This is a genomic window from Lysinibacillus irui (assembly GCF_028877475.1).
Lineage (GTDB): Bacteria > Bacillota > Bacilli > Bacillales_A > Planococcaceae > Lysinibacillus > Lysinibacillus irui.
On the sequence record NZ_CP113528.1, the window covers coordinates 19,982 to 38,753 of the forward strand.

Below are 18,772 nucleotides of genomic sequence, written 5' to 3' on the forward strand. Positions count from 1 at the left end.
TCTTATTAATAATCTACGTATAACTTAAATGAATGTCAAAAAGGAATAAGTAAACCAATTTGTTACAATACCCATTTTAATTGAAAATAGAAATCTCAAGTTCTTTCCCTTTTTTCTGTATGTCGTTTAAAATCGATTTAATTTCATCTTCATTTACATTTATTACATTTGTAAATTTCCCACCGATAGTGTTGCTTAAATCGACAAATCCATCGATTGCCCATACGCCTATAGAGTTATTTTGTGCTGCAGACTGTATTTTTTCTAACTCGGGCATATAGCTTTTTATAAATGGTGCATTTTTATCAATGATTGCTAATCCGTTCTCAATAAGGATTTCTTGGATAGAAGTATCAGTATCTTTTAAATGTATATATCCTTGGACTTCTTTTAGTGCCGAGTTTTGTCCAGGAGCGGCAGTTTCACCAAGTACATCAAGTGATATTTCTTTATTTAAAAGTAAGTTTTTTAATACTGCATTTGCTTCTTCAGACAATGGTAAATTGCCAGTAGGAAGCTGAACAGATGCTAATGCAACCTTAACAACACCTTCTTCGTTTACCTGCAACCCTTTTTGAATCATTTCTCCTCTTTTCGGTACCTTAATTCTTATAATATTATCTTCAGTTACCTCTACTACGTAACCGTTTAATGTTGCAACTTCGGTCCCACTAGATGTTTCGAAAACTTCTGTACTTTCCTTTTCTGAACCATAATCAGGTGTTTGGCAACCTGGTAAAATAAGTATTGCCAAAAATAAAATAGTCACTTGTCTCTTCATATCTTCATCTCCCCAATTAAAAAAGCACGCAAGTTACCTATTGTAGATAACTTGCGTGCTTCGCAAAGTTTATTTAAGGTTATTTTACATTGATTTGCTATGTTTGGAAATAGAAATGTATTTTATCGATCGTGAGGAGAGAGATTTTTCTTGATGGATTTAGCTTCATACTTCGGTTTTTTATTGATATAACCATAAGTGCTTAAAATCTGATTTAAAAAAGTTAATGCGGGATTTGGAATACTATGCCCTTCTAAAACTAAAAAAAGTGGTGTCCCTTTTTTATAGGATTTAATAATCCAAATCGGTTTATCGATATCCTCATAGGAGATTTTATATTCAGGGTGAACTAATTTTTCTATAAATAAATCAAAAATTACAGGGTTATGAATGATTTCGTTATATGAATAGAAAAAACCACCGCGTTTAAAGTCCCGTATATGTAGATCGATATATACCCCCAAATTTTTATAAAGTTTTCCGTCAACATAATCCGAAATTGGTCTGATAAGTTCTTTTTTGGATATTCTCGACCGTACAATAACTTTTGTATTCTTCTTTAAAAATTTCATGCATTCTACCATCCTTCCAATTAAGATAAAAATCTTACTTCCATTTTCTCTTTATACGCTACTTAGTCAAAAAACTGATACTGCATATAAAAAAACGCCATTTGTGGAACGGTAATGACAAAAAATTGCCTACCGCATCGCACAAATAGCGTTTTTAGAATCTAACTCTTACCGTCTGGTTGGAGTTGTAAAATGTAAATAAAGTTAAATTTTAATACCACAATTAATCAATGATGATAGTAATTTCATTGTTTAAAGACATTCAATTTTAACTAATTTTTGTCTTCTGTGTTGCATTGAACTCAAAGACATTTTGCTCCTTTTCAACATAACCAGCTAAGCGTAATTGCCATGCTGCAATTTGTTGATTTAAACAGTTATTGCTTAGTTTTAAAGTGAATGTAACATCAAGATCGTGTGGTGCCTTTTCAGCTATTCTAATTGCAGTTCCTCCAAAATCTTGACTTGTCTCATAGAGTGTGTAAACTGGGTTTTTCTTTGTAATAGCATCTTGAATCGATGCATCCCCCGTAATACCACAATGGAAGTACTGCTCGTAATCTTTAGTGAGTAATCGACCTACAAGCAGTCCTATATAATCTATCGGCTTTTCTGCAAACCATTCAACAATTAAAGATTTAGCTCTATCAAAAGTGGGATTATAGCGACCACTTTTATTTAAAACGTGCTCTTTAAAATCTTTTAATTCATTGCTACTTATTAACATTTCAAGTAAATCAATACGGTCAATGATTTCTTGAGTTAAAAAGCCTTTTCCGAAACATGAATTTTCCGAAATGATAATGGAAGCCTCTTTCTTTATAGCGCGGTTAATGATGTTTTTGTTATTTTGAAAAAAGTCTTTTGAGATCCTATAGTCTGTAGAATTCTCATCAACAGGTATTGCTGCTTTATAGTCAGCAATAAAGTCATTAATGGCAGTATAATCCGTTATCCAATTATACTTAGATAATCTCGTTCCTTGATCTTCTGCTACAAATGGTTCATACCCCAATTGTGCTGCAATTTTTGCTAAAGTTAAGTCATTTACTAACATATGTTAGCCCCCTGAAAATTTATTTACTATTTGAAACACATAAAAAAACTCCATCTAGTAAATGTGCAGACTGATTCCTTGAGGAAAAAGTTTGACACTTTCTAGATGAAGTGTAGAAGGGAATCCCTTACCGTTTGGATAGGGAGTTTAGTGTTAATAAATAGTATGCTAACAGTATACTATTATTTATTTTGAAAGAAAAGTATGTTTTTCAGTAATCAACCAAAATTTCTTAAAAATGACTAAATGTCAATTTTAAACATTGTAAAAAGGTTATCTTCCTCTTCGATTAGCTCAATAACAGGTACCTTTGAAAATATGGGACCATTTTTTCTTTCCCATGCTTTTAATTCAGTTTTATTCAGAGAACGATAATAACCGGGGTGTGATTTAGCCTCAATCAATAGACCTTGTTTCACCATTTCATTTCTAAGATCAGATATGAATTCTCCATAAATTTTATTGTTTAACTCTTTATCAAAAAGTTTAGTAGTTACTTTATCAGTTGAAAAACCTTTCATTACATAATGTGCTTTACGAGTGGTTTTATATTTATCGAAAATTTCTTCGCGTATTTCATTTTTAGCAGCCAGTAGTTGTGATTGTAAAAAATCTGCATCTTCATCATATAGGATTTCATAAGTGTCAATGCCGGTTAAATTCAAACCACTAGCTTTTATAGCCGCTTCAATTTCTTTAATTGACGATTCAAGGATATAGCCGCTAAAGTTCATTGGGTGTAAATAAAGCGATTCTTTATTCCGATAGGCAGTATCACTAGAGCCGTAGATTTTTCCCTGGCATATTTCAAATCCTAGTGGTTCGAAAATGTTCTTAATTTCGTATTTTAAAAGCTCATACTTTTGTTCATCCATACCTCTTCCCATTTCATAACCACAACTAATTCGAAAGTAAGTTTTAATATATTCTTTTGAATGCATTTTTCTCTTCCTCTCATTCATCAGTATTTTTGAATAATAAAAGCACGGCATTGGCCGCGCTTTTCGTTTGTTGTTATTTTATTAATTCTAAATAGTCTTCTTCAGATAGTATTTTAATGCCTAAATTGAGGGCATCTGTATGCTTTGTCTTGCCTTCAACACCTGCTCCCATTAATAAGTAATCTGTTTTCTTACTTACTGAACCAGTTACTTTCCCGCCAAATGATTCGATTTCGGATTTAAAAGCTTTCCTATCTCTTGAGAAAGTCCCAGTAATTACGAATACCTTATCTTTTAGGACTGCTTTACTAGCAGTTAGAGGTTTTGCTGCTTGCATTGTTAAACCATGATTTAATAGCCTTTTAACTAGTTCTACGTTGTCTTTATTTGTGAAATAGGATACAAATTCATTGGCCATTTTTTCTCCAAAATTATCTAAGCTCAATATTTTTGTATTCAGCTTGGCAGGATTTTCAGCAAGCTGCAGTATTTCTTCCATTGATGAAAAAACCTTAGCTAAATCTTTAGAAGCGGTTTCTCCAATGTGATTAATGGAAAGACTGTATAAAACGTTATTTAAAGACTGATTTTTGCTTTTCTCAACTTCCTTGATTAATTTGTTGAAGGTTGTTGTTCCAAAGCCCTCAAAGCTCGTTATAGCCTCTCTATGGTGCTTTAAATTATAAATATCCGAGAAGTCTTGAAGAATTCCATTTTCATAAAGTGTTTCGATTGTTTTTTCCCCAATCCCTTGGATGTTCATAGCATTTCTAGATACAAAATGTTCTAGTTTCCCTAGCTTTTGAGGTTCGCAGTTCATTCCCCTACAGAATAGATTTTCACCACTATATTCAAGAGGACCACCGCATTCTGGACAAACAGGAGGAATTTCAAAAACGAATTCCTTTCCGGTTCTAAGATCTGGGTACGATTTAATAACTTGCGGTATTACATCTTTTGCTCTTGCTAATAAAACTTGATCCCCTACCCGTATATCCTTTAAAGATATGTTTTTAAAGTTATGAAGCGTAGCACGACTATTGGTAGTACCGCCAATTTCTACAGGCGTTAGCTCCCCTACAGGTGTTAGTTGGCCTGTCTTACCTACTTGTATAACTATATCTCTAAGTGTTGTAATAGCATCAAGAGAAGAAAATTTGTATGCTAGAGCCCATCGCGGATGCTTACTTGTATACCCCAATTCCTCTCTTAAAGCTAGTCGGTTATATTTAATAACTAAACCGTCAATCATATGAGATAAATGAGGACGTACTTTTTCATCATACGTTTGTATATACTCTAAAAAGCGTGCTGTTTCTTCTTCCCAATTACAATTTTTATCTTCAAAAAATACAACGGTATCAGAAATCTCGAAACCTAATGAACGAACAAATTCTATTCGTTCAGTGTCATATGTGAATTCCATACCTTCTACTTCAATAACCTCAATTACATATGCTTTTAAACCCCTTTTCCGAGCCAAGGAGCCATCTAATGTACGAATAGTACCAGATGCAAGATTACGTGTATTTGAGTACTCTCCGTTGATATTAATGCGGTTAAACTCTTCGAAGGGTACTACTACCTCAAATCGCAATTTAAGATTTTTATTAAAAGGTATTTTCTTAGGAATGTTATCGATTTGAGAGAAGGAATGTAAAACACGTTCGCCTTCATATCCATTACCCCTAGTAACACTATCAGCAAGAGAACCGTGATCATAGTTCCCTATGTAATCAGCTGCTACTGTTTATCCATCTTCTTTGTTTTGAACAATTATTGATTCGCCTTTACGTTGATTGATAAATTTTAACAAGCCCTCTTCTGTTGTAGTTTTATGAAGCGATAACATTGGCTGGCTATGATTAACTTTCTCTAGTGACTCGGCAAAGCTAGTGACAATCCGTTGGGTTGGTGAATTAAGATCTACAGCATGTGGATTTACCGCTTCAAGTTTAATTAATTCCTGGTATAAGCCATCGTACATAGAATCGGTAATGATAGGTATGTTTCGATCATAAAGCTTATCATGTACAATAATTGTCTTTTGTAGTGCACCCATATAATCTTCAATGCTTACTTGGCTTTTTAGCTCCAGGACTTCTATGTTTTCAATTGAATAATTAGTTCTGGTTGATTTAAGTTCTTTAATTAAGCCCTGTTTCCCAAATTCATTTGCAATAGATAAAGCTGTCTCATACTGTAACTCGTTCACAACAAGTAACTCTTCAGCATGTTTTTTCTCATTATCTGAGTAATAATGAAAAATTGCTTTCATTGCGGGATATTTAATCCCTTCTTCTTGTAATTGATCGAATAATGTCATTTCTTTTGTCATATTCTATTACTCCCTTATATTTTTTCATTTCAAAAAACATGAAAAAAGCACTTCAACATGACAAATGTTCACACTACTCCCTTGGAAGTAAATGAACACTTGCTATTGAAGTGCTTTTTGACTCTTCACCGTTTGGTTAGAGATAATCAGTTAATCGAAATGTTATTACTAAGTATATTAAAGCAAAACCGTTTTTACAAACATATTTAGATTTTTTTCTTATAGTGACTTCTTTAGATTGCACAAGTCAGGATTTAATATGAAAATACTCTAAGCCCATCTTTAAATTTAGCCTCTATAACCTCAGTGCCCAATGTACAAGTTATTTTGTTTTTCTTTGTATCTATTGTTAGCACGTGGCTGCACCATTCTGTTCTAACCTCAACTACCATTTGAGAAGGCCATTCTGAAGCATACTTAACTAAATTATAATTTTGAAGTGGAACTAAGTAAGCTCGTTTCACTGTTTCCCAATCTTGATCGTAGAGCCCTATCCAGCCTTTATGTATATCAAAACCTTCACAAAGACTAAACCGGACATTTTTGGCCATTTCAGAACCATACTCATTAATTAGGAAATTCTCCATATCTAAACAAGCTTCTACCAATGATAGATTTGCTAAATTAAACGATATATCACCACCTATATTGAACTGAAAATTATTAGATATTTTTAATTTTCTACTCTTAGTAAGTAATTTATATTTTATTTGAAGACTTTTTGATATTGCTTCAAGAACACCATTCTCAATTAAATCTTTAAAGTAATCGGATGTGTTTTTGTATCGAATTAAATAATAATCAACATCAAATGACACTATAGGGAGTTTCAATTCATTTCTAATCAAAATAAAGCTAAATGTGTTAGAAAGAACTTTGTGATATTCAACCTTAAAATATTGATCATACTTATACGTCTTTAATATGTTGTCCACGACATTTTGAAAACGTTGAAATTCCTTTTCCCAAGCCATCACGTTAACTATTTTTTCTACATATTCTTTAATTTTTATTTCAAGATCTTTGTGGTAAAACTCACTTAGTAATACACGTAATGGTTTAATAGTAAAAACTTCTTTTTCAGGACTAATAGCTATTTGAGTAAATAAACTTGTCTTAAGATTTACTTTTTCTAGAAGCGGTGCTTTGAGAGTTATTCCAAACTTTTGACTATAGTATCTTAAGGTATTAGTCAACACGGATTGATAAGTTAAATCATCTTGGGCAATGGTTTCTTTTCCGACTACAACATCGGCAAAATAACGAATTTCCTTTACATTAATGACTTTTGCTAAATCTAAAGTAAACCAAACGTATGAATTACCCTCTAATCTCATTATTGGCAATGTAGGTAAGAACCGAGAAAAGCCTTTAAAGGCAATGTTTAATTTGAACTGAAAAATTTGATCCTTTTGTAAATACTCTACAAAATCATAGGGGAATAAATAATTCATTTGATATAGTAGGTCTCTATCATTTGATAATCGTAGAGGAAGAGTGCCATTGTCAGTTGCAAATACTAATAAATCTTTCCTCTCGTTCAACGTAATACTCTGTACCAACTCATAAGGGATATTCTGACTTGTTAAGTCCAAGTTCAATTGTTCCTCTTGTTCTAATAGTATCCGCTTTTCTTCAGCATTTTCTTTAGCTATTTTTTCTTCAACTTCTATCTCGATCGCTTTATTTTTCAACCATTTAAACATGTAAACAACTCCTTAACAATTAATAAAGTTAAAATTAGTTAAGACAGCAACTGATATTTTTGAATCCAATGGGTATATTCTTTTAAGGGTGCGAATGCTTCTTGAAGAGACAGTTAAATTATTGTGGTTTATGTTAAACTCTAGCTCAGGGAAGGTTCTGATAAGTTCTCCAATTAAGGTAACTTGGTCAATTTTCCGCTCCTGTTTCAAACCACCATGCAGATAATATTCAAAAATACCTTCTCGATATGTAAATTCAATTATTTCCTTAAAAGAAGGTGTATAAGATATTTGGCTTACTGAAGGGGTTGCCAGTTGTTTTATCATTTGATTTTCATTTCGTAACCAAGCATTCTCTTGTTCTAAAAGAAAAATTTTATCTTCAGTTAATTCATCTACCCTCTGTCGAAGTGCAATTATTTCGGCTTGCCCAGAAGAGTTACTGTTTCGTAATCGTTCTTCATATAAGTCCTTTTTTAATCTCAAATTTTCTCTTTCAACTTCTAATAGGTTTTCATCTTCACCAGGAAATCCAAAAATAGAAGCTAATTTTAGAATCAATTTGTCCGAAATGTATTTAAATACCATAGATAAAAACCCCTTTCTTTAGGTTTCATTAGCAACTAGAGGTAATAGGAGTTTAAATGGAATATTGTCTTCCAATAATTTCACGTTTGTCTGTTGCGTAATAAATGTCGTCTATAAATGTGTTGTAATCGTAAGTAACGATAATATCTGAACTTGGAAAACCATAATGTAATGTTCGTAGTAGTAATGCCAAATCTATATGATCCTCCTCTTTGAAGAATTGATTGTATAATAACTGTCCTTTTTGATAATAAGGAGGGTCAATGAACAACGTTGCGTTGTCCTTAAAAAACCAATCTCCAATGAATTTAGTTGCTTGCTCACAATGGATTTCAATATTATCAGCCATATTGTGGATTCTATTAATTCTTTTAATTAATGTATTTGGATTCCACCGAGACGTTAAATTCTCTATAGAGCCATTAATTCCACCTAAAGGGTTAGCTTTCGCTATACCGCTATATGCAAGCCGATTAACTATTAAAGTGTTCCATGCGGCCTCTACCATATCTAAGTTAAGATAATCAGTTTTTATTAAATTCTGGGCTTTAAAAAAAGCCTTGTGCGTTGGTTTAAACGTAATAATTCTGTCTATTAAAGATTCAGGAGAATAGAGCATACACCACCATAACGAGTAGATACCGTAATCGAGATCATTTAACATTAATTTTTGAGCAACACCTGCTTCAAGAAGTGATAGTTCGAAACTTCCGCCCCCGACAAATGGAGAAATAATTGTGTTACATTTATCCCTGTTTAAAAGAGAAAATAAGTACGGTATCAACTTACTTTTACCTCCTGGATAACGTAGAGGTGACAGTTGCTGTTTTAACTTAGTTTGAACAGAAATCTTTTGTATCTCTTTTGATTTTTCTTCTAATACGATAACAAATTGATGGTTTTTGTACTCCGCTTCATCCCAAAAGTTGAAGGAATCGCAATTAGCACACCACCAACCTTGATCATTAATATCATCATGATCATCGTAAAAACAATTCCTACAGACATACGAATGATGTTTTCTACATTCATTACAATGGACATTCTCCAACGGGATGCCTCCTTTACTAGTTGTTTCAGACCATTTTCAATTTAATTATGAGATAGCTATCGTAGGTTGTAAAAAAACCAAAAAGATATAAAAAACACCCCTCTACACAAAAATAATCATGTAGGAAAGGTGTTAAGTTTTGGGGTATTTATTAATGATGTTTAGGTAAACGGAACTTTAGGTGCGCTTGTTTATAACCCTTATTTTAGTAGCCAATTGCTGCCCAATGTGAATCCCATTCTATAACAGCTTTACCTAGCCTATATGGAAAGTCCACACGCTTCATTATCTGCTATAAAAGAGCCTATAAGCCATTTCTTTTCAGCAGTACCCCCTTTTAACGGAATTTCTATTGAGGGCATTTCAATGTATTGCTGTTAGACATATAAATTGTCTGTATTGAAGATTCATACCATAAGGTGCATATCAAGATGTTAAATTTTTTTCAATAAACCTAAATTCATTCGAGTTATAAAATTGTCCAATTCAATTTGTTTAAGTGGTTGAGATATATAGTAACCTTGAATTGCGTCATACTTTGTCTCTAATAAAAAGCTAAATTGATCGAATCGTTCTACTCCTTCAATAATAAATTTCAAATCTAGAGCTTTAATAAATTTTGAAAGTAGGACAATTACTTTTTTATTGGTTTGTTCCCCCATAAATACCCGATCTAGCTTAACGCCATCAAAATTGAAAGTAGCTAAATATTGAAAGTTAGAATACCCAGTACCGAAGTCATCAATAAACAACAAATGACCACGTTCTCGAATACGTTTCAAATTGTCTCTAACCTCTATACTTGCTAATGATTCTTCTGTTAACTCGAACGCTATTCTTCTGTTTTCATTGAAATTAATACTCTCAAGGTGTTCCAATAACCAAGTAATGTCTTTAACTAATGAAGCAGTTAAGTTAATCGTGATATAGACAATTTGCTTGTATTTATTTAATATAGCTACCACATCATTTATTATTTTTTTGGTTAAGTTAATCAATAATCCTTCCCTATCTAAAATCGGAATAAATACATTAGGCGTTATAATTCCTAAGTCTTTTGAATTCCATCGCATCAATGCCTCAAAGGAAAGTTGGTTATTTTTATGCAAAATTGGTTGAAATACTGTGCTAAATTCTTTAATATCTAGACCGTCCTTAAAGACAGCATTTTCTGATCGATTTGAAACCTGGCGCAAGTAATGTAGTGCAGGTAATTGCCGGTTTTCAACAAGTAATGACTGGACTACCATTCCATCATTTAAAGTAATTTCCTTAATAATTTTAGAGGCTTCTTGAATATCTAAGATTATTACAAACTCATCTTCATAAACTCTATACCACTCAATGCTGCCCCTTTGAGAGCTTACCGTTCTTTCTAAAAAATCTAAGTCGTCCTTAGTATTTTGCCCCCCTTCATTCCATTTTGAATCTTTAAGTTTCACATATATCAAAGCAAATGATGTTTTACCGTTTATACTTTCAATCGCACAATCCCTATTAGATACATAATTTGTAGAAAATAAAGTCATTAAACCACCCTTCTTCTTTAATCGAATTACAATAAATGTAAACAAAAAAGAACCACTTTCGCTTATAATTGCGAAAGTGGTTCTTCCAACTTTTCATTTTTTCATTTATTTAATTCTATCATAGATTATTTATTATATTTGTAGTCGAGTAAAAAACTAAACAATATTTATTAGTATATATTATATATGTAAGAATTAGCAACACTTCAAAAGTCTGTAGTTAATATGCTATAAAAAGGAAGTATAAAAGTAATAGATATTACTGATTTGATATAGAACTACAATGGATTACGCCTTTTCTAAAACAGCAAAGGATTTATAGTAAAATGAAAAAGGTCTTTCCTACGATGTGTAGGAAAGACCTTTTTAACAGGCTAGAATTTAGGACCATAAACTAAAGCAGAGAACAGGAGTAAGACGAAAAATATACCGATTGAAATGGTAGCAAAACCACCACCCAGTAAAGTTTCCGACCATCCAAGATCTCTCGCCTTAATTTCAGTTGGCAATTCATTCATAACCTTTGAACTTTTGTTTGCCTTAGTTCTACGATACTTTTCAATTGCTGTAGAATGTGTAGGCGTGTTCCTTAATACGTTTGTTTTCATAGTTAGATCATCCTTAAAATTTATTTATCAAAAAAACTCAAAAAAAGCACTTTTGATAAATGAACATACTACTCCCTAAGTGAGATTAGTTTGAACACTTCAAAAGTGCTTTAAGACCCCTATACCGTATGGTTGGGGGGATATGAGTTAATTAGATATGCCATCATTATAAACTACCTTAGTTTTCATATCAATATTAAATACTGATAGTTATGGAACTAAGGGAAAATGAGAGAATCTACAGAGACAAATTCAATTTTGTCTTTATTGGATACAATAAGTCCCAAATGTCTAAATCGCTTTGGACTTAGGATTCTATATGAATTTTGAGTTAATTTAGCCAGTATAAAAGCTCCTTCTTCATATAATCTGTTTTTACCAGGATCATTTACTAATCGAATGTTATCCCCTTCAGTTATTAAGTACCTTTTTTTAGTTAACATGGGTGCCTCCTAGTTATTTTACTTTTTTATTAGTTGTAAATTTAGATTACATCCATTTTAAAATCAGTGTTTCAAGAGCAATTACTTTATCTACTTGACCTCTTTTCATTTTAAGATCAAGTTCTGCTACTTGTTCCATTTTTGACTGAATATCGCTTAATGTATACTCTTCAGCCTGCTCTTTTGCTTTTTGTAATGCATAAGGGTGAACATCCAAGTATTGCTGAACTGGATGCCCTGTTATTTCATTAATTTTTACTTGTTCCATCATTCTAAGTTGTTTAGCAATTAACAGCAGGACATGGATAGGCTCATTCCCTGTCATTAGTAAATCGGCTAATAAGTCTATTGCAGAAACTCGACGATACATAATTCTATCGAGTAGCTTGAATATATCGCTTTCAAGTGTTCTAGATAGTACATCGTTTAACATTTCTGCAGTAATCATTTGTTCAGAAGGATAACGATTTTTAATTTTCTTTAATTCATTATCAAGTAGGTAAAGATCTGTCCCTAACTCGACTACCATCTTATCTACCGCAATGTTATTTAATCGCAACCCATAGCCTACAGCACGTTTACTAATCCAGTTTTGTGGAGATTTAATAGTTTTCCCTTCAAAGACTTTAGCGCTCTTTAAAAGGACCTTAACAAGCTTTTTACGCTTATCTATTTTTGGGTACCGGAATACTATGGTTGTTGTATTCTCTTTGTTATTAATAAATTCGGTTACATACTCCATTTCTTTATCGCTTAAAGCCTTCTCGCTACCTAAAAAGTAGCAATCGTTCAGTATGACGACTTTATCATCAGAACCAAACAAACTCCCTTGCGAAGCATCCATTAATACATCAATAATTGATTCTTCTCTCATATCATATTTTTCTACTGACATAAGGTTATCTGGCATGATACTCTTTACGAATTCGTCACACAATAAAGGTTCTTCACCGTGAATTAAAATTACTTTTTCTTTTAACATATATTGTTCCTCCTAAAGTTTCATAGCAGTCCAAATCACAAAAAGCGTGGGGTTTTCCATTCGCTTGAACAAGAATGGACTGCTCGCATTTTAATAGACGGCCACACGCACATCTAACTAAATTTGTAGCCTCTTTTTTGTACTCTGTCAGGATTTTTCTCACAATCTTTGGTTTAACACGACCAAGTAAATCACAAGGATCATCGATTATTACTTTTATCGATGTGTTAGTTACTAGAACGTAAATTGGAATCCCGCAGATACTGAATTCATCGACTAACCTGTCCAAATAACAATGAGAACAAAAAAGATTGTTATACTTTAACTCCTCACTGTTATTACAACTTAGACAACATTTCACTTTTCTCACCTACCACATCTGCATCATAGTCCATAGTCGGGCAAATAATATACAAGCCATGACTATACTTACAATTTTGAAAAACATTTTGCTGATTACTTTAGTGATTTTAAGAATCACAATGAGAATTAATAAGATAATTAGCCAGTCAAATAAGGTCATTTGTTCTCCTCCTTTCTAAGTGCCAATACACAAAAAGACACTTTTTTAAGTAAAAGAACAGACTTATCCTGTCCATTTTCACTTAAAAAAGTGTCCTTAAAATTAAAAGTCCTACCGTGTGGTTCGGACGAATAGAAATCTTGGTAAAGTTACAATTTTATTCTAACTTGTTGATTCTGTAATTGCAATGACTGATTATAATTAGTAATCCTCAGCTGCAGCAAGATTAAAATAAATAGCTTTGTTGCTTTGCAAATTCAAGATACGGCCAAATTTGTTCCCATGAAAATCTGTATACTCTAGTTGTTGTGACTAGCACACCTTTTTCATTTATTGTATAAAGATCACCACTATGAAGGTATCCAGTTTCGGGGGTTTTAAATATTGTTCGTATCAATAGCTCTCGATTTACATCATCTATCTCTTGTAAATCTTTATGAAAAGCAATCATTTCAATTACATCCGAAAAGACCTCATTTTTTCTCAACCCCATTAGAAAAAGGGGCATCCTTCTTCTTCTGTTTTATTAGTAGATGTTAAAGCTAGAATACAAGGTAAAATTTCATTTTCAAACTGCATTTTTGCTTGCTTTCTTTGCTCTTTATTTCCATTAGCAATTAGACCATTTAAAATAATTGCCTTTTCCATTAGAACTGCTTTATCGAATGAAGTATATTTCATTTTTACTCAACTCCTTATTAATCTGATTGTAAGTTAAAAAACAGTTTTATTCAAAATTCAATGGAAATTAAAAGCCATATTGAATTTAAATCTCAATATGGCCTTACAAGTATATTTTATTTTAATGTCATAGTAAGTAATTCTATTAAACGAGAAACATCATGAGAGTTTGAAGAATTAATAATTGAAAGTCTTTCAACTAATGAACGGAAATCGTGTAGTTTTCCCGCATCAAAGGAATGAATTAATTCCTTAGTTAATACTTGTTTTTCCTCTTCATTTAATGTGAATTCTTTTAATGTTATAGCGAGCTCGTTAATAGAATTAACTACTTGTTCAGCATAAGCAGAAGCGGACTCTTCAACCCCTATTTCAAGAGGGTTAATATATTGATGTTTACCTGTAGGATTTATACTAATTGTTTTCATCCGTGATTCCTTAATTAATTCGTGAGAATTCTCTGCTATATATAAATTTTTCATTACAATTCCACCAATTCTTTATAAATTGAATTTGATCATTCTATCTTGTTACCTCCACTTTAAACCTCTCCCAATGAAATGAAACCCTTTTAATTTTAAGATATTGTCGAAGAATTAAAGAGGTTTGATTAAACGGAAAAGTAAGTAGTTGCTTATGAATGTAAATGAGTTGATTGTCTCTAAAGACCTCTAATTTATACTTTCCAGGATTAATCAGAGTGTATTTAACTAACACCGTGGACTGTCTATCGTTGTAAATGGAATTAAAGCTATACTTATAGCCCTCTATAAAAACTGGTGGTTTCTTAATTTTATTAACAGCAGCCAATTTTTCCAACTTTAGAATATTTTCTGCAATATAAATAATTTCATCTTTATTATTCGCTCTATGTATCGCTTTATGTATATGGCGATCCCATGTTTCCTCTAAAGAGCAATTGAAAATATTAGATTGCAGGGCCAAAGTTTTTGCTACTGTAAATCCTTTCATTGCTTTTAATTCTTCTAAAGTTGGTTTTTGTTCAGTAATTTGCATAAAGGTTCCTCCTAAAAGGTGATTTCCCTTTAAGTTTATCAATAGCGTCAAAAAACCAACTTTAAGTATATTACTCAAAAAAGACTACAAAAGATCTTAGATATTTCCTAACATTGACTACTTGCTCCCTTAAGTTTGAAGAGACCTGTTTTGCAAAAATCTCACCAGCATCTGTCACTTTAATCAATCGGACAGTTCTCTTTTTTGGCTCCTTCCAACGGCCTTTAATAGTACCCTCCGCTTCCATATCACGAGTGATTTCATAAAGATACCCATTGGATGGCGACCATCCAAAGAGTTCATTAAGTTGCTCATTTACTTCAGCCGCATAGAACTCTGTTCTATTCATACCCAAATTAAAGATCATAAAACGTGTCATGTCTTTAACCGAGATTAATTTAGCAAAATAAGCGCGGAATTCTTGCTGTAATGGGTATTCAGGAGGTTCAGGTTTTTGGCCATCTTTAGTAAGGTAAAAATATATACGGTCAATCACTTTAAGCATTTCAACAAACTTGTTGTAATATAGCGATTCGTAATTCTGCAGGTGTTCTCTACCAGAAGAGGTAATTGAATAGTATTTCTTATGTTGAACTTGAGACATGGTTAAATACCCTTCATTCTCAAGTTTTTTAGCAATACGTGCAACATAATCATAGGCAACATTTCGTCCAGGAAACAAAGCTTCATAGGTATCATGAAGTTCTTTAGGATTTATTTCAGTTTCAGAGGAACGATGCAGCCATAGAAGTTTAACTGTATCTCCAACACTAAAACCGATACGCTTAAAAGTATCCATGTTTTCCCTCCTTCGCAAACATTCGTTCTCTATTAAGTATCTTATATGTGAATCAAAAGGTAAATAGAAATGATTATTAAAATATCTTAAATTTAATAATTGCAAATAAAGTGTTGTAGAAATACATAGAATTAAATCATATTAGAGAGAATAATAAATATAAATGTGGAATAGACTATAAATATAAAAAATTAAGAGGTGATTAATATGAAAGATATTATCGAAATGAATGTGAAAATCCGTGTGAAAGAACTTAGTAATTGCATTTATTGTAATGGCAAGTTACCTGGGACAAGTAAAGAACATATATTTAACTCATGCTGGGGAGGAATACATAAAACCGGACAAATAATATGTGATGCTTGCAATTCACATTTCTCAGCGATAGATAACAGTTTTAATACTTTCACAAAGTACATCATGAATGCTTGGGAGTTTAAAGGCCAGCGGCATAAGGAGGTACCAACTTTAAAGGCCACAGACGGTACTATTATAGAAAAAGGAGGAAAGCCTAAGAAAGTATCTAAATTTGAACTTAGCCAACAGGAAGATAAAAGCATCAGGATTAGCATAAATGCCAACAGTAAAAATGAAGGTCGAAATTTATTTCTCCAAAGCACAAGGAACAATTATAGGTAATTTAAGGATTCTTGGTTTAATTGATATGTGGGTACTGCTCTCAACTAACTATAAAGGTCCAGATAAAATATTAGGTGTTATAGAGAAGGTAAATGGTAGTGGAAAGTTAGCAAGTCAAAGGGTTGAACTTCCAGCAGAATTAAGTGCATTTATTGGGCGATTAATTGATACAAATTTTGAGGCACCAACACAAGAACAATTACTCAATAAACTAGCAACCGTTGCAAACAAATCAATTTCATCACTAGAAGTACTATTTGATCACATGGAGAAAGACATGCAGAATGTATCTAAGAAATATCAGCATATTCAGGAAAACAGTATGAAAGCGATAGAACAAATTTATCTTAAATATTTACGTGATTTTGCTAATTTCCTAGGTGTCACATTAGATATTGAAAATACAAGCAGCTTGTTATGGGAAAGGGGTTTTAGAAAGATATTAGAAACCCATGCTACGAAAGAAATAATAAGCAAAGAGGTCCAAGAAGCATTAAGTAATTTATTGGTCACATTCTTAGAAGAAATCAATAAAGAAGGGGAAGCAACTAGGGCATAACTGTAGCTGTATAAGTAAAAATACAAATTCCACACACCTCGATAGACCATATGCCAACGGCATGTTGAACGCTCGCCCCCCGCTGTCTTGCTTACCCCCGTTCAGCTTGTCTGTTTTCTCCCCCCTTACCCCGCGGTCTGTTCGGGTCGTATCCTCCCGTACACAGTAGCAAAAACAGGCGACGTAAATCTGTCGCTTCTTTTTGTTGTGTGGGTGGGCGGTCGGCGCGCTTGCGTGAGCGATAGCGATGCGCTACCCTTCGGGTGATAAGGTAGATGGTTCGTGAAATTGATACCGCAGGGTAAGGAGGAAGGGAGGGCGCGATGTGTTTTTTAAGCGTTTGTCATTCGAGCACCAGAGATGAATTTGGATCGGAAGAGAAGAACGTGGGTGGAGTGTTTGTTACATGTGGTCTATCGAGGTGTGAGGAAATATGCTTGTTCTTACTATGTATGTAGTATGTGTGTATATTGTGTGGAGAGTTTCATGAGTGTTTTATCATGCCATTTTTGCTCCGGCTGCAACTGCATTTTACAGTCACTCAACTCCCCTTTTTCACCCTACCATCCTTATTTCTGGTCGGTAATCGATGAAATATCCTAATGCTAATTGGACTCCTTCAGCAAATACTCTCGCCTTTTCTCGCTGCATTTTCTCCAATAAATGTTCCTCTCCAGCGACTTTTATGAGTACCTGGCCATCGGCCTTTATAAGGATCTCCCCCTTCGCTTCCTTCAGCATTTGTAGCATTTTTTCTGTCATATTAAATCCTCCTAACAATGAAAAAAGCACGTAATTCGATTTATGGGCACAGTACACCCATTCATCGTTTACATGCTTTGAAAAATCCGCTCCTGTACCGTATGGTTGGAGGTAACCTTGTCTTGTTAATTATTATATCACTTAACGGTATTCATAAATATGTCTATTCATGGAATAATTAATAACCTTAAACAGAAATTCAATTACCTATTGAAAAGATTATTGGAATAATCACCAGTAGCGGAACTGCGAATAAAAAGACCAATGATTTATTTTCTACAGACTCTAACGGCACAATTTCCTCATTATTTAGGTCTTGCTCGGCCTTCGTTTGTAATTGATTATGTTTGTTTTTAAGATTGTTAATTTTACCTTTAATTTTTCTTCGCTCTTTCGTTACAAAAGCTAATATAGTAATTCCCAATACAGCGCTTGCAGCCAAGAATACATAATTGATTATATTAACCAACCTTAACTCATCTCCATTTCCTTATCGATACATTATTATTAATTAAATAACCATTGATTAACCTATTATGTTAACGATAATGTAAGTAATTTAACTATTTTAATTAATAAAGCTGTTTATTTAATCATTTAATAAACCTTTTTCATTTTTAAATTCCGATATTGCCTTTTGACGTATTTCCACTTTGACTTCATCAACGTAACTATGTATCTCGTCATTTACTTTTCTAAAGTCTTGTTTAAGTACCTTAAATCTTTCTTGATCCTCTATGGATTTAGAAGGTTTAAGCACTTTTAAATACTCTAGAACGTTTTCAAAATAGCTTTCATAACTTATCATTTTTTCCTGTACTCTATTTTGATTGTCATTCATTCTTAGAAAATCTTTTATTTCCTCATTTTCATAATAGAAAAAGACATCAAACGCTTTTTGAAGTTTTCGAAACTTGCCCCATACAGGTAAGCTTTTTTTTAACTTATAGTCGGAGATGAAACTAATAATTTCATCTAGCTTTGTTTCTATATCATCCCAATACCATCTTCCTATTATCACCAAAAACGGAAATATGCTAGCTACAAACATACATGCAAACAGAAAATAATAAGTTTCGATTGTCGACTCAAACATTTAATACCTCCTTGAGTTATTTTTATAAAACTACTTATTTTTTATATTATAATAATCGCCTTTATTACTCAAAATTTGAAAATACACTTTGTATATTAAA

23 protein-coding genes are annotated in these 18,772 nt (G+C 32.7%); 2 read left to right on the forward strand and 21 right to left on the reverse strand.

Annotation, left to right across the window (positions count from 1 at the left end; genetic code table 11):
- Positions 1 to 76: 76 nt before the first annotated feature.
- The 18 genes from OU989_RS22540 to OU989_RS22620 all read right to left on the reverse strand — a co-directional run bounded on the left by OU989_RS22540 (position 77) and on the right by OU989_RS22620 (position 15,616).
- Positions 77 to 781 carry a thermonuclease family protein gene (locus OU989_RS22540; protein WP_274797529.1) on the reverse strand — a complete coding sequence of 235 codons (705 nt, stop codon included), beginning with the start codon at positions 779 to 781 and terminating at the stop codon, positions 77 to 79.
- A 122-nt stretch (positions 782 to 903) separates the two neighbouring features.
- The gene (locus OU989_RS22545; protein WP_274797530.1) at positions 904 to 1,353 is read right to left on the reverse strand and encodes a hypothetical protein; all 450 of its coding nucleotides are present in this window, start codon (positions 1,351 to 1,353) and stop codon (positions 904 to 906) included.
- A 268-nt stretch (positions 1,354 to 1,621) separates the two neighbouring features.
- The gene (locus tag OU989_RS22550; RefSeq protein WP_274797531.1) at positions 1,622 to 2,410 is read right to left on the reverse strand and encodes a hypothetical protein; all 789 of its coding nucleotides are present in this window, start codon (positions 2,408 to 2,410) and stop codon (positions 1,622 to 1,624) included.
- A 242-nt stretch (positions 2,411 to 2,652) separates the two neighbouring features.
- Positions 2,653 to 3,351 (reverse strand): hypothetical protein, encoded by a 699-nt coding sequence (locus tag OU989_RS22555; protein ID WP_274797532.1) that lies wholly within the window; start codon positions 3,349 to 3,351, stop codon positions 2,653 to 2,655.
- Between the two features lie 73 nt (positions 3,352 to 3,424).
- A complete protein-coding gene (ligA, locus tag OU989_RS22560) occupies positions 3,425 to 5,083 on the reverse strand; it encodes an NAD-dependent DNA ligase LigA (RefSeq protein WP_404809747.1) in 1,659 nt (552 codons plus the stop codon).
- Positions 5,084 to 5,101: 18 nt separating this feature from the next.
- On the reverse strand, positions 5,102 to 5,689 hold the full coding sequence (locus OU989_RS23770) for a DNA ligase LigA-related protein (protein WP_404809744.1): 588 nt from the start codon (positions 5,687 to 5,689) through the stop codon (positions 5,102 to 5,104).
- A 254-nt stretch (positions 5,690 to 5,943) separates the two neighbouring features.
- Positions 5,944 to 7,395 carry a hypothetical protein gene (locus tag OU989_RS22565; RefSeq protein ID WP_274797533.1) on the reverse strand — a complete coding sequence of 484 codons (1,452 nt, stop codon included), beginning with the start codon at positions 7,393 to 7,395 and terminating at the stop codon, positions 5,944 to 5,946.
- Between the two features lie 12 nt (positions 7,396 to 7,407).
- Entirely contained in the window at positions 7,408 to 7,983 is a 576-nt protein-coding gene (locus tag OU989_RS22570; protein WP_274797534.1) for a hypothetical protein, read from the reverse strand.
- 52 nt (positions 7,984 to 8,035) lie between these two features.
- A complete protein-coding gene (locus OU989_RS22575) occupies positions 8,036 to 9,034 on the reverse strand; it encodes a DNA adenine methylase (protein ID WP_274797535.1) in 999 nt (332 codons plus the stop codon).
- A gap of 434 nt (positions 9,035 to 9,468) precedes the next feature.
- Positions 9,469 to 10,563 carry an EAL domain-containing protein gene (locus tag OU989_RS22580; RefSeq protein ID WP_274797536.1) on the reverse strand — a complete coding sequence of 365 codons (1,095 nt, stop codon included), beginning with the start codon at positions 10,561 to 10,563 and terminating at the stop codon, positions 9,469 to 9,471.
- Between the two features lie 374 nt (positions 10,564 to 10,937).
- Positions 10,938 to 11,171 carry a hypothetical protein gene (locus tag OU989_RS22585; RefSeq protein WP_274797537.1) on the reverse strand — a complete coding sequence of 78 codons (234 nt, stop codon included), beginning with the start codon at positions 11,169 to 11,171 and terminating at the stop codon, positions 10,938 to 10,940.
- A gap of 218 nt (positions 11,172 to 11,389) precedes the next feature.
- Positions 11,390 to 11,614 carry a hypothetical protein gene (locus OU989_RS22590; RefSeq protein ID WP_274797538.1) on the reverse strand — a complete coding sequence of 75 codons (225 nt, stop codon included), beginning with the start codon at positions 11,612 to 11,614 and terminating at the stop codon, positions 11,390 to 11,392.
- Between the two features lie 46 nt (positions 11,615 to 11,660).
- Positions 11,661 to 12,596, reverse strand: coding sequence for a DNA polymerase III subunit delta (holA, locus tag OU989_RS22595; protein ID WP_274797539.1), 936 nt, complete (start codon positions 12,594 to 12,596; stop codon positions 11,661 to 11,663).
- 749 nt (positions 12,597 to 13,345) lie between these two features.
- A complete protein-coding gene (locus OU989_RS22600; protein WP_274797540.1) occupies positions 13,346 to 13,612 on the reverse strand; it encodes a hypothetical protein in 267 nt (88 codons plus the stop codon).
- Positions 13,612 to 13,800, reverse strand: coding sequence for a hypothetical protein (locus tag OU989_RS22605; protein WP_274797541.1), 189 nt, complete (start codon positions 13,798 to 13,800; stop codon positions 13,612 to 13,614). Before OU989_RS22605 ends, OU989_RS22600 begins: the two co-directional genes overlap by 1 nt.
- A 116-nt stretch (positions 13,801 to 13,916) precedes the next feature.
- Positions 13,917 to 14,282: a hypothetical protein gene (locus tag OU989_RS22610; protein ID WP_274797542.1), complete on the reverse strand. Its 366-nt coding sequence runs from the start codon at positions 14,280 to 14,282 to the stop codon at positions 13,917 to 13,919.
- A gap of 40 nt (positions 14,283 to 14,322) precedes the next feature.
- Positions 14,323 to 14,817 (reverse strand): hypothetical protein, encoded by a 495-nt coding sequence (locus OU989_RS22615; RefSeq protein ID WP_274797543.1) that lies wholly within the window; start codon positions 14,815 to 14,817, stop codon positions 14,323 to 14,325.
- A gap of 70 nt (positions 14,818 to 14,887) precedes the next feature.
- Positions 14,888 to 15,616 (reverse strand): helix-turn-helix transcriptional regulator, encoded by a 729-nt coding sequence (locus OU989_RS22620; protein WP_274797544.1) that lies wholly within the window; start codon positions 15,614 to 15,616, stop codon positions 14,888 to 14,890.
- A 207-nt stretch (positions 15,617 to 15,823) separates the two neighbouring features.
- Between OU989_RS22620 and OU989_RS22625 the strand changes: the two genes are divergently transcribed.
- Both OU989_RS22625 and OU989_RS22630 read left to right on the forward strand, forming a co-directional pair.
- Positions 15,824 to 16,255: an HNH endonuclease gene (locus OU989_RS22625; protein WP_274797545.1), complete on the forward strand. Its 432-nt coding sequence runs from the start codon at positions 15,824 to 15,826 to the stop codon at positions 16,253 to 16,255.
- Positions 16,191 to 16,814, forward strand: a complete 624-nt coding sequence (locus tag OU989_RS22630) for a hypothetical protein (protein ID WP_274797546.1) — start codon at positions 16,191 to 16,193, stop codon at positions 16,812 to 16,814. The genes OU989_RS22625 and OU989_RS22630 overlap by 65 nt, the downstream gene beginning before the upstream one ends.
- A gap of 555 nt (positions 16,815 to 17,369) precedes the next feature.
- Here OU989_RS22630 and OU989_RS22635 read toward each other — a convergent pair.
- The 3 genes from OU989_RS22635 to OU989_RS22645 all read right to left on the reverse strand — a co-directional run bounded on the left by OU989_RS22635 (position 17,370) and on the right by OU989_RS22645 (position 18,672).
- The gene (locus tag OU989_RS22635; RefSeq protein ID WP_274797547.1) at positions 17,370 to 17,576 is read right to left on the reverse strand and encodes a hypothetical protein; all 207 of its coding nucleotides are present in this window, start codon (positions 17,574 to 17,576) and stop codon (positions 17,370 to 17,372) included.
- Positions 17,577 to 17,775: 199 nt separating this feature from the next.
- Complete coding sequence (locus OU989_RS22640) at positions 17,776 to 18,045, reverse strand: hypothetical protein (protein WP_274797548.1); 270 nt, start codon at positions 18,043 to 18,045, stop codon at positions 17,776 to 17,778.
- 120 nt (positions 18,046 to 18,165) lie between these two features.
- On the reverse strand, positions 18,166 to 18,672 hold the full coding sequence (locus tag OU989_RS22645; RefSeq protein ID WP_274797549.1) for a hypothetical protein: 507 nt from the start codon (positions 18,670 to 18,672) through the stop codon (positions 18,166 to 18,168).
- Positions 18,673 to 18,772 lie beyond the last annotated feature (100 nt).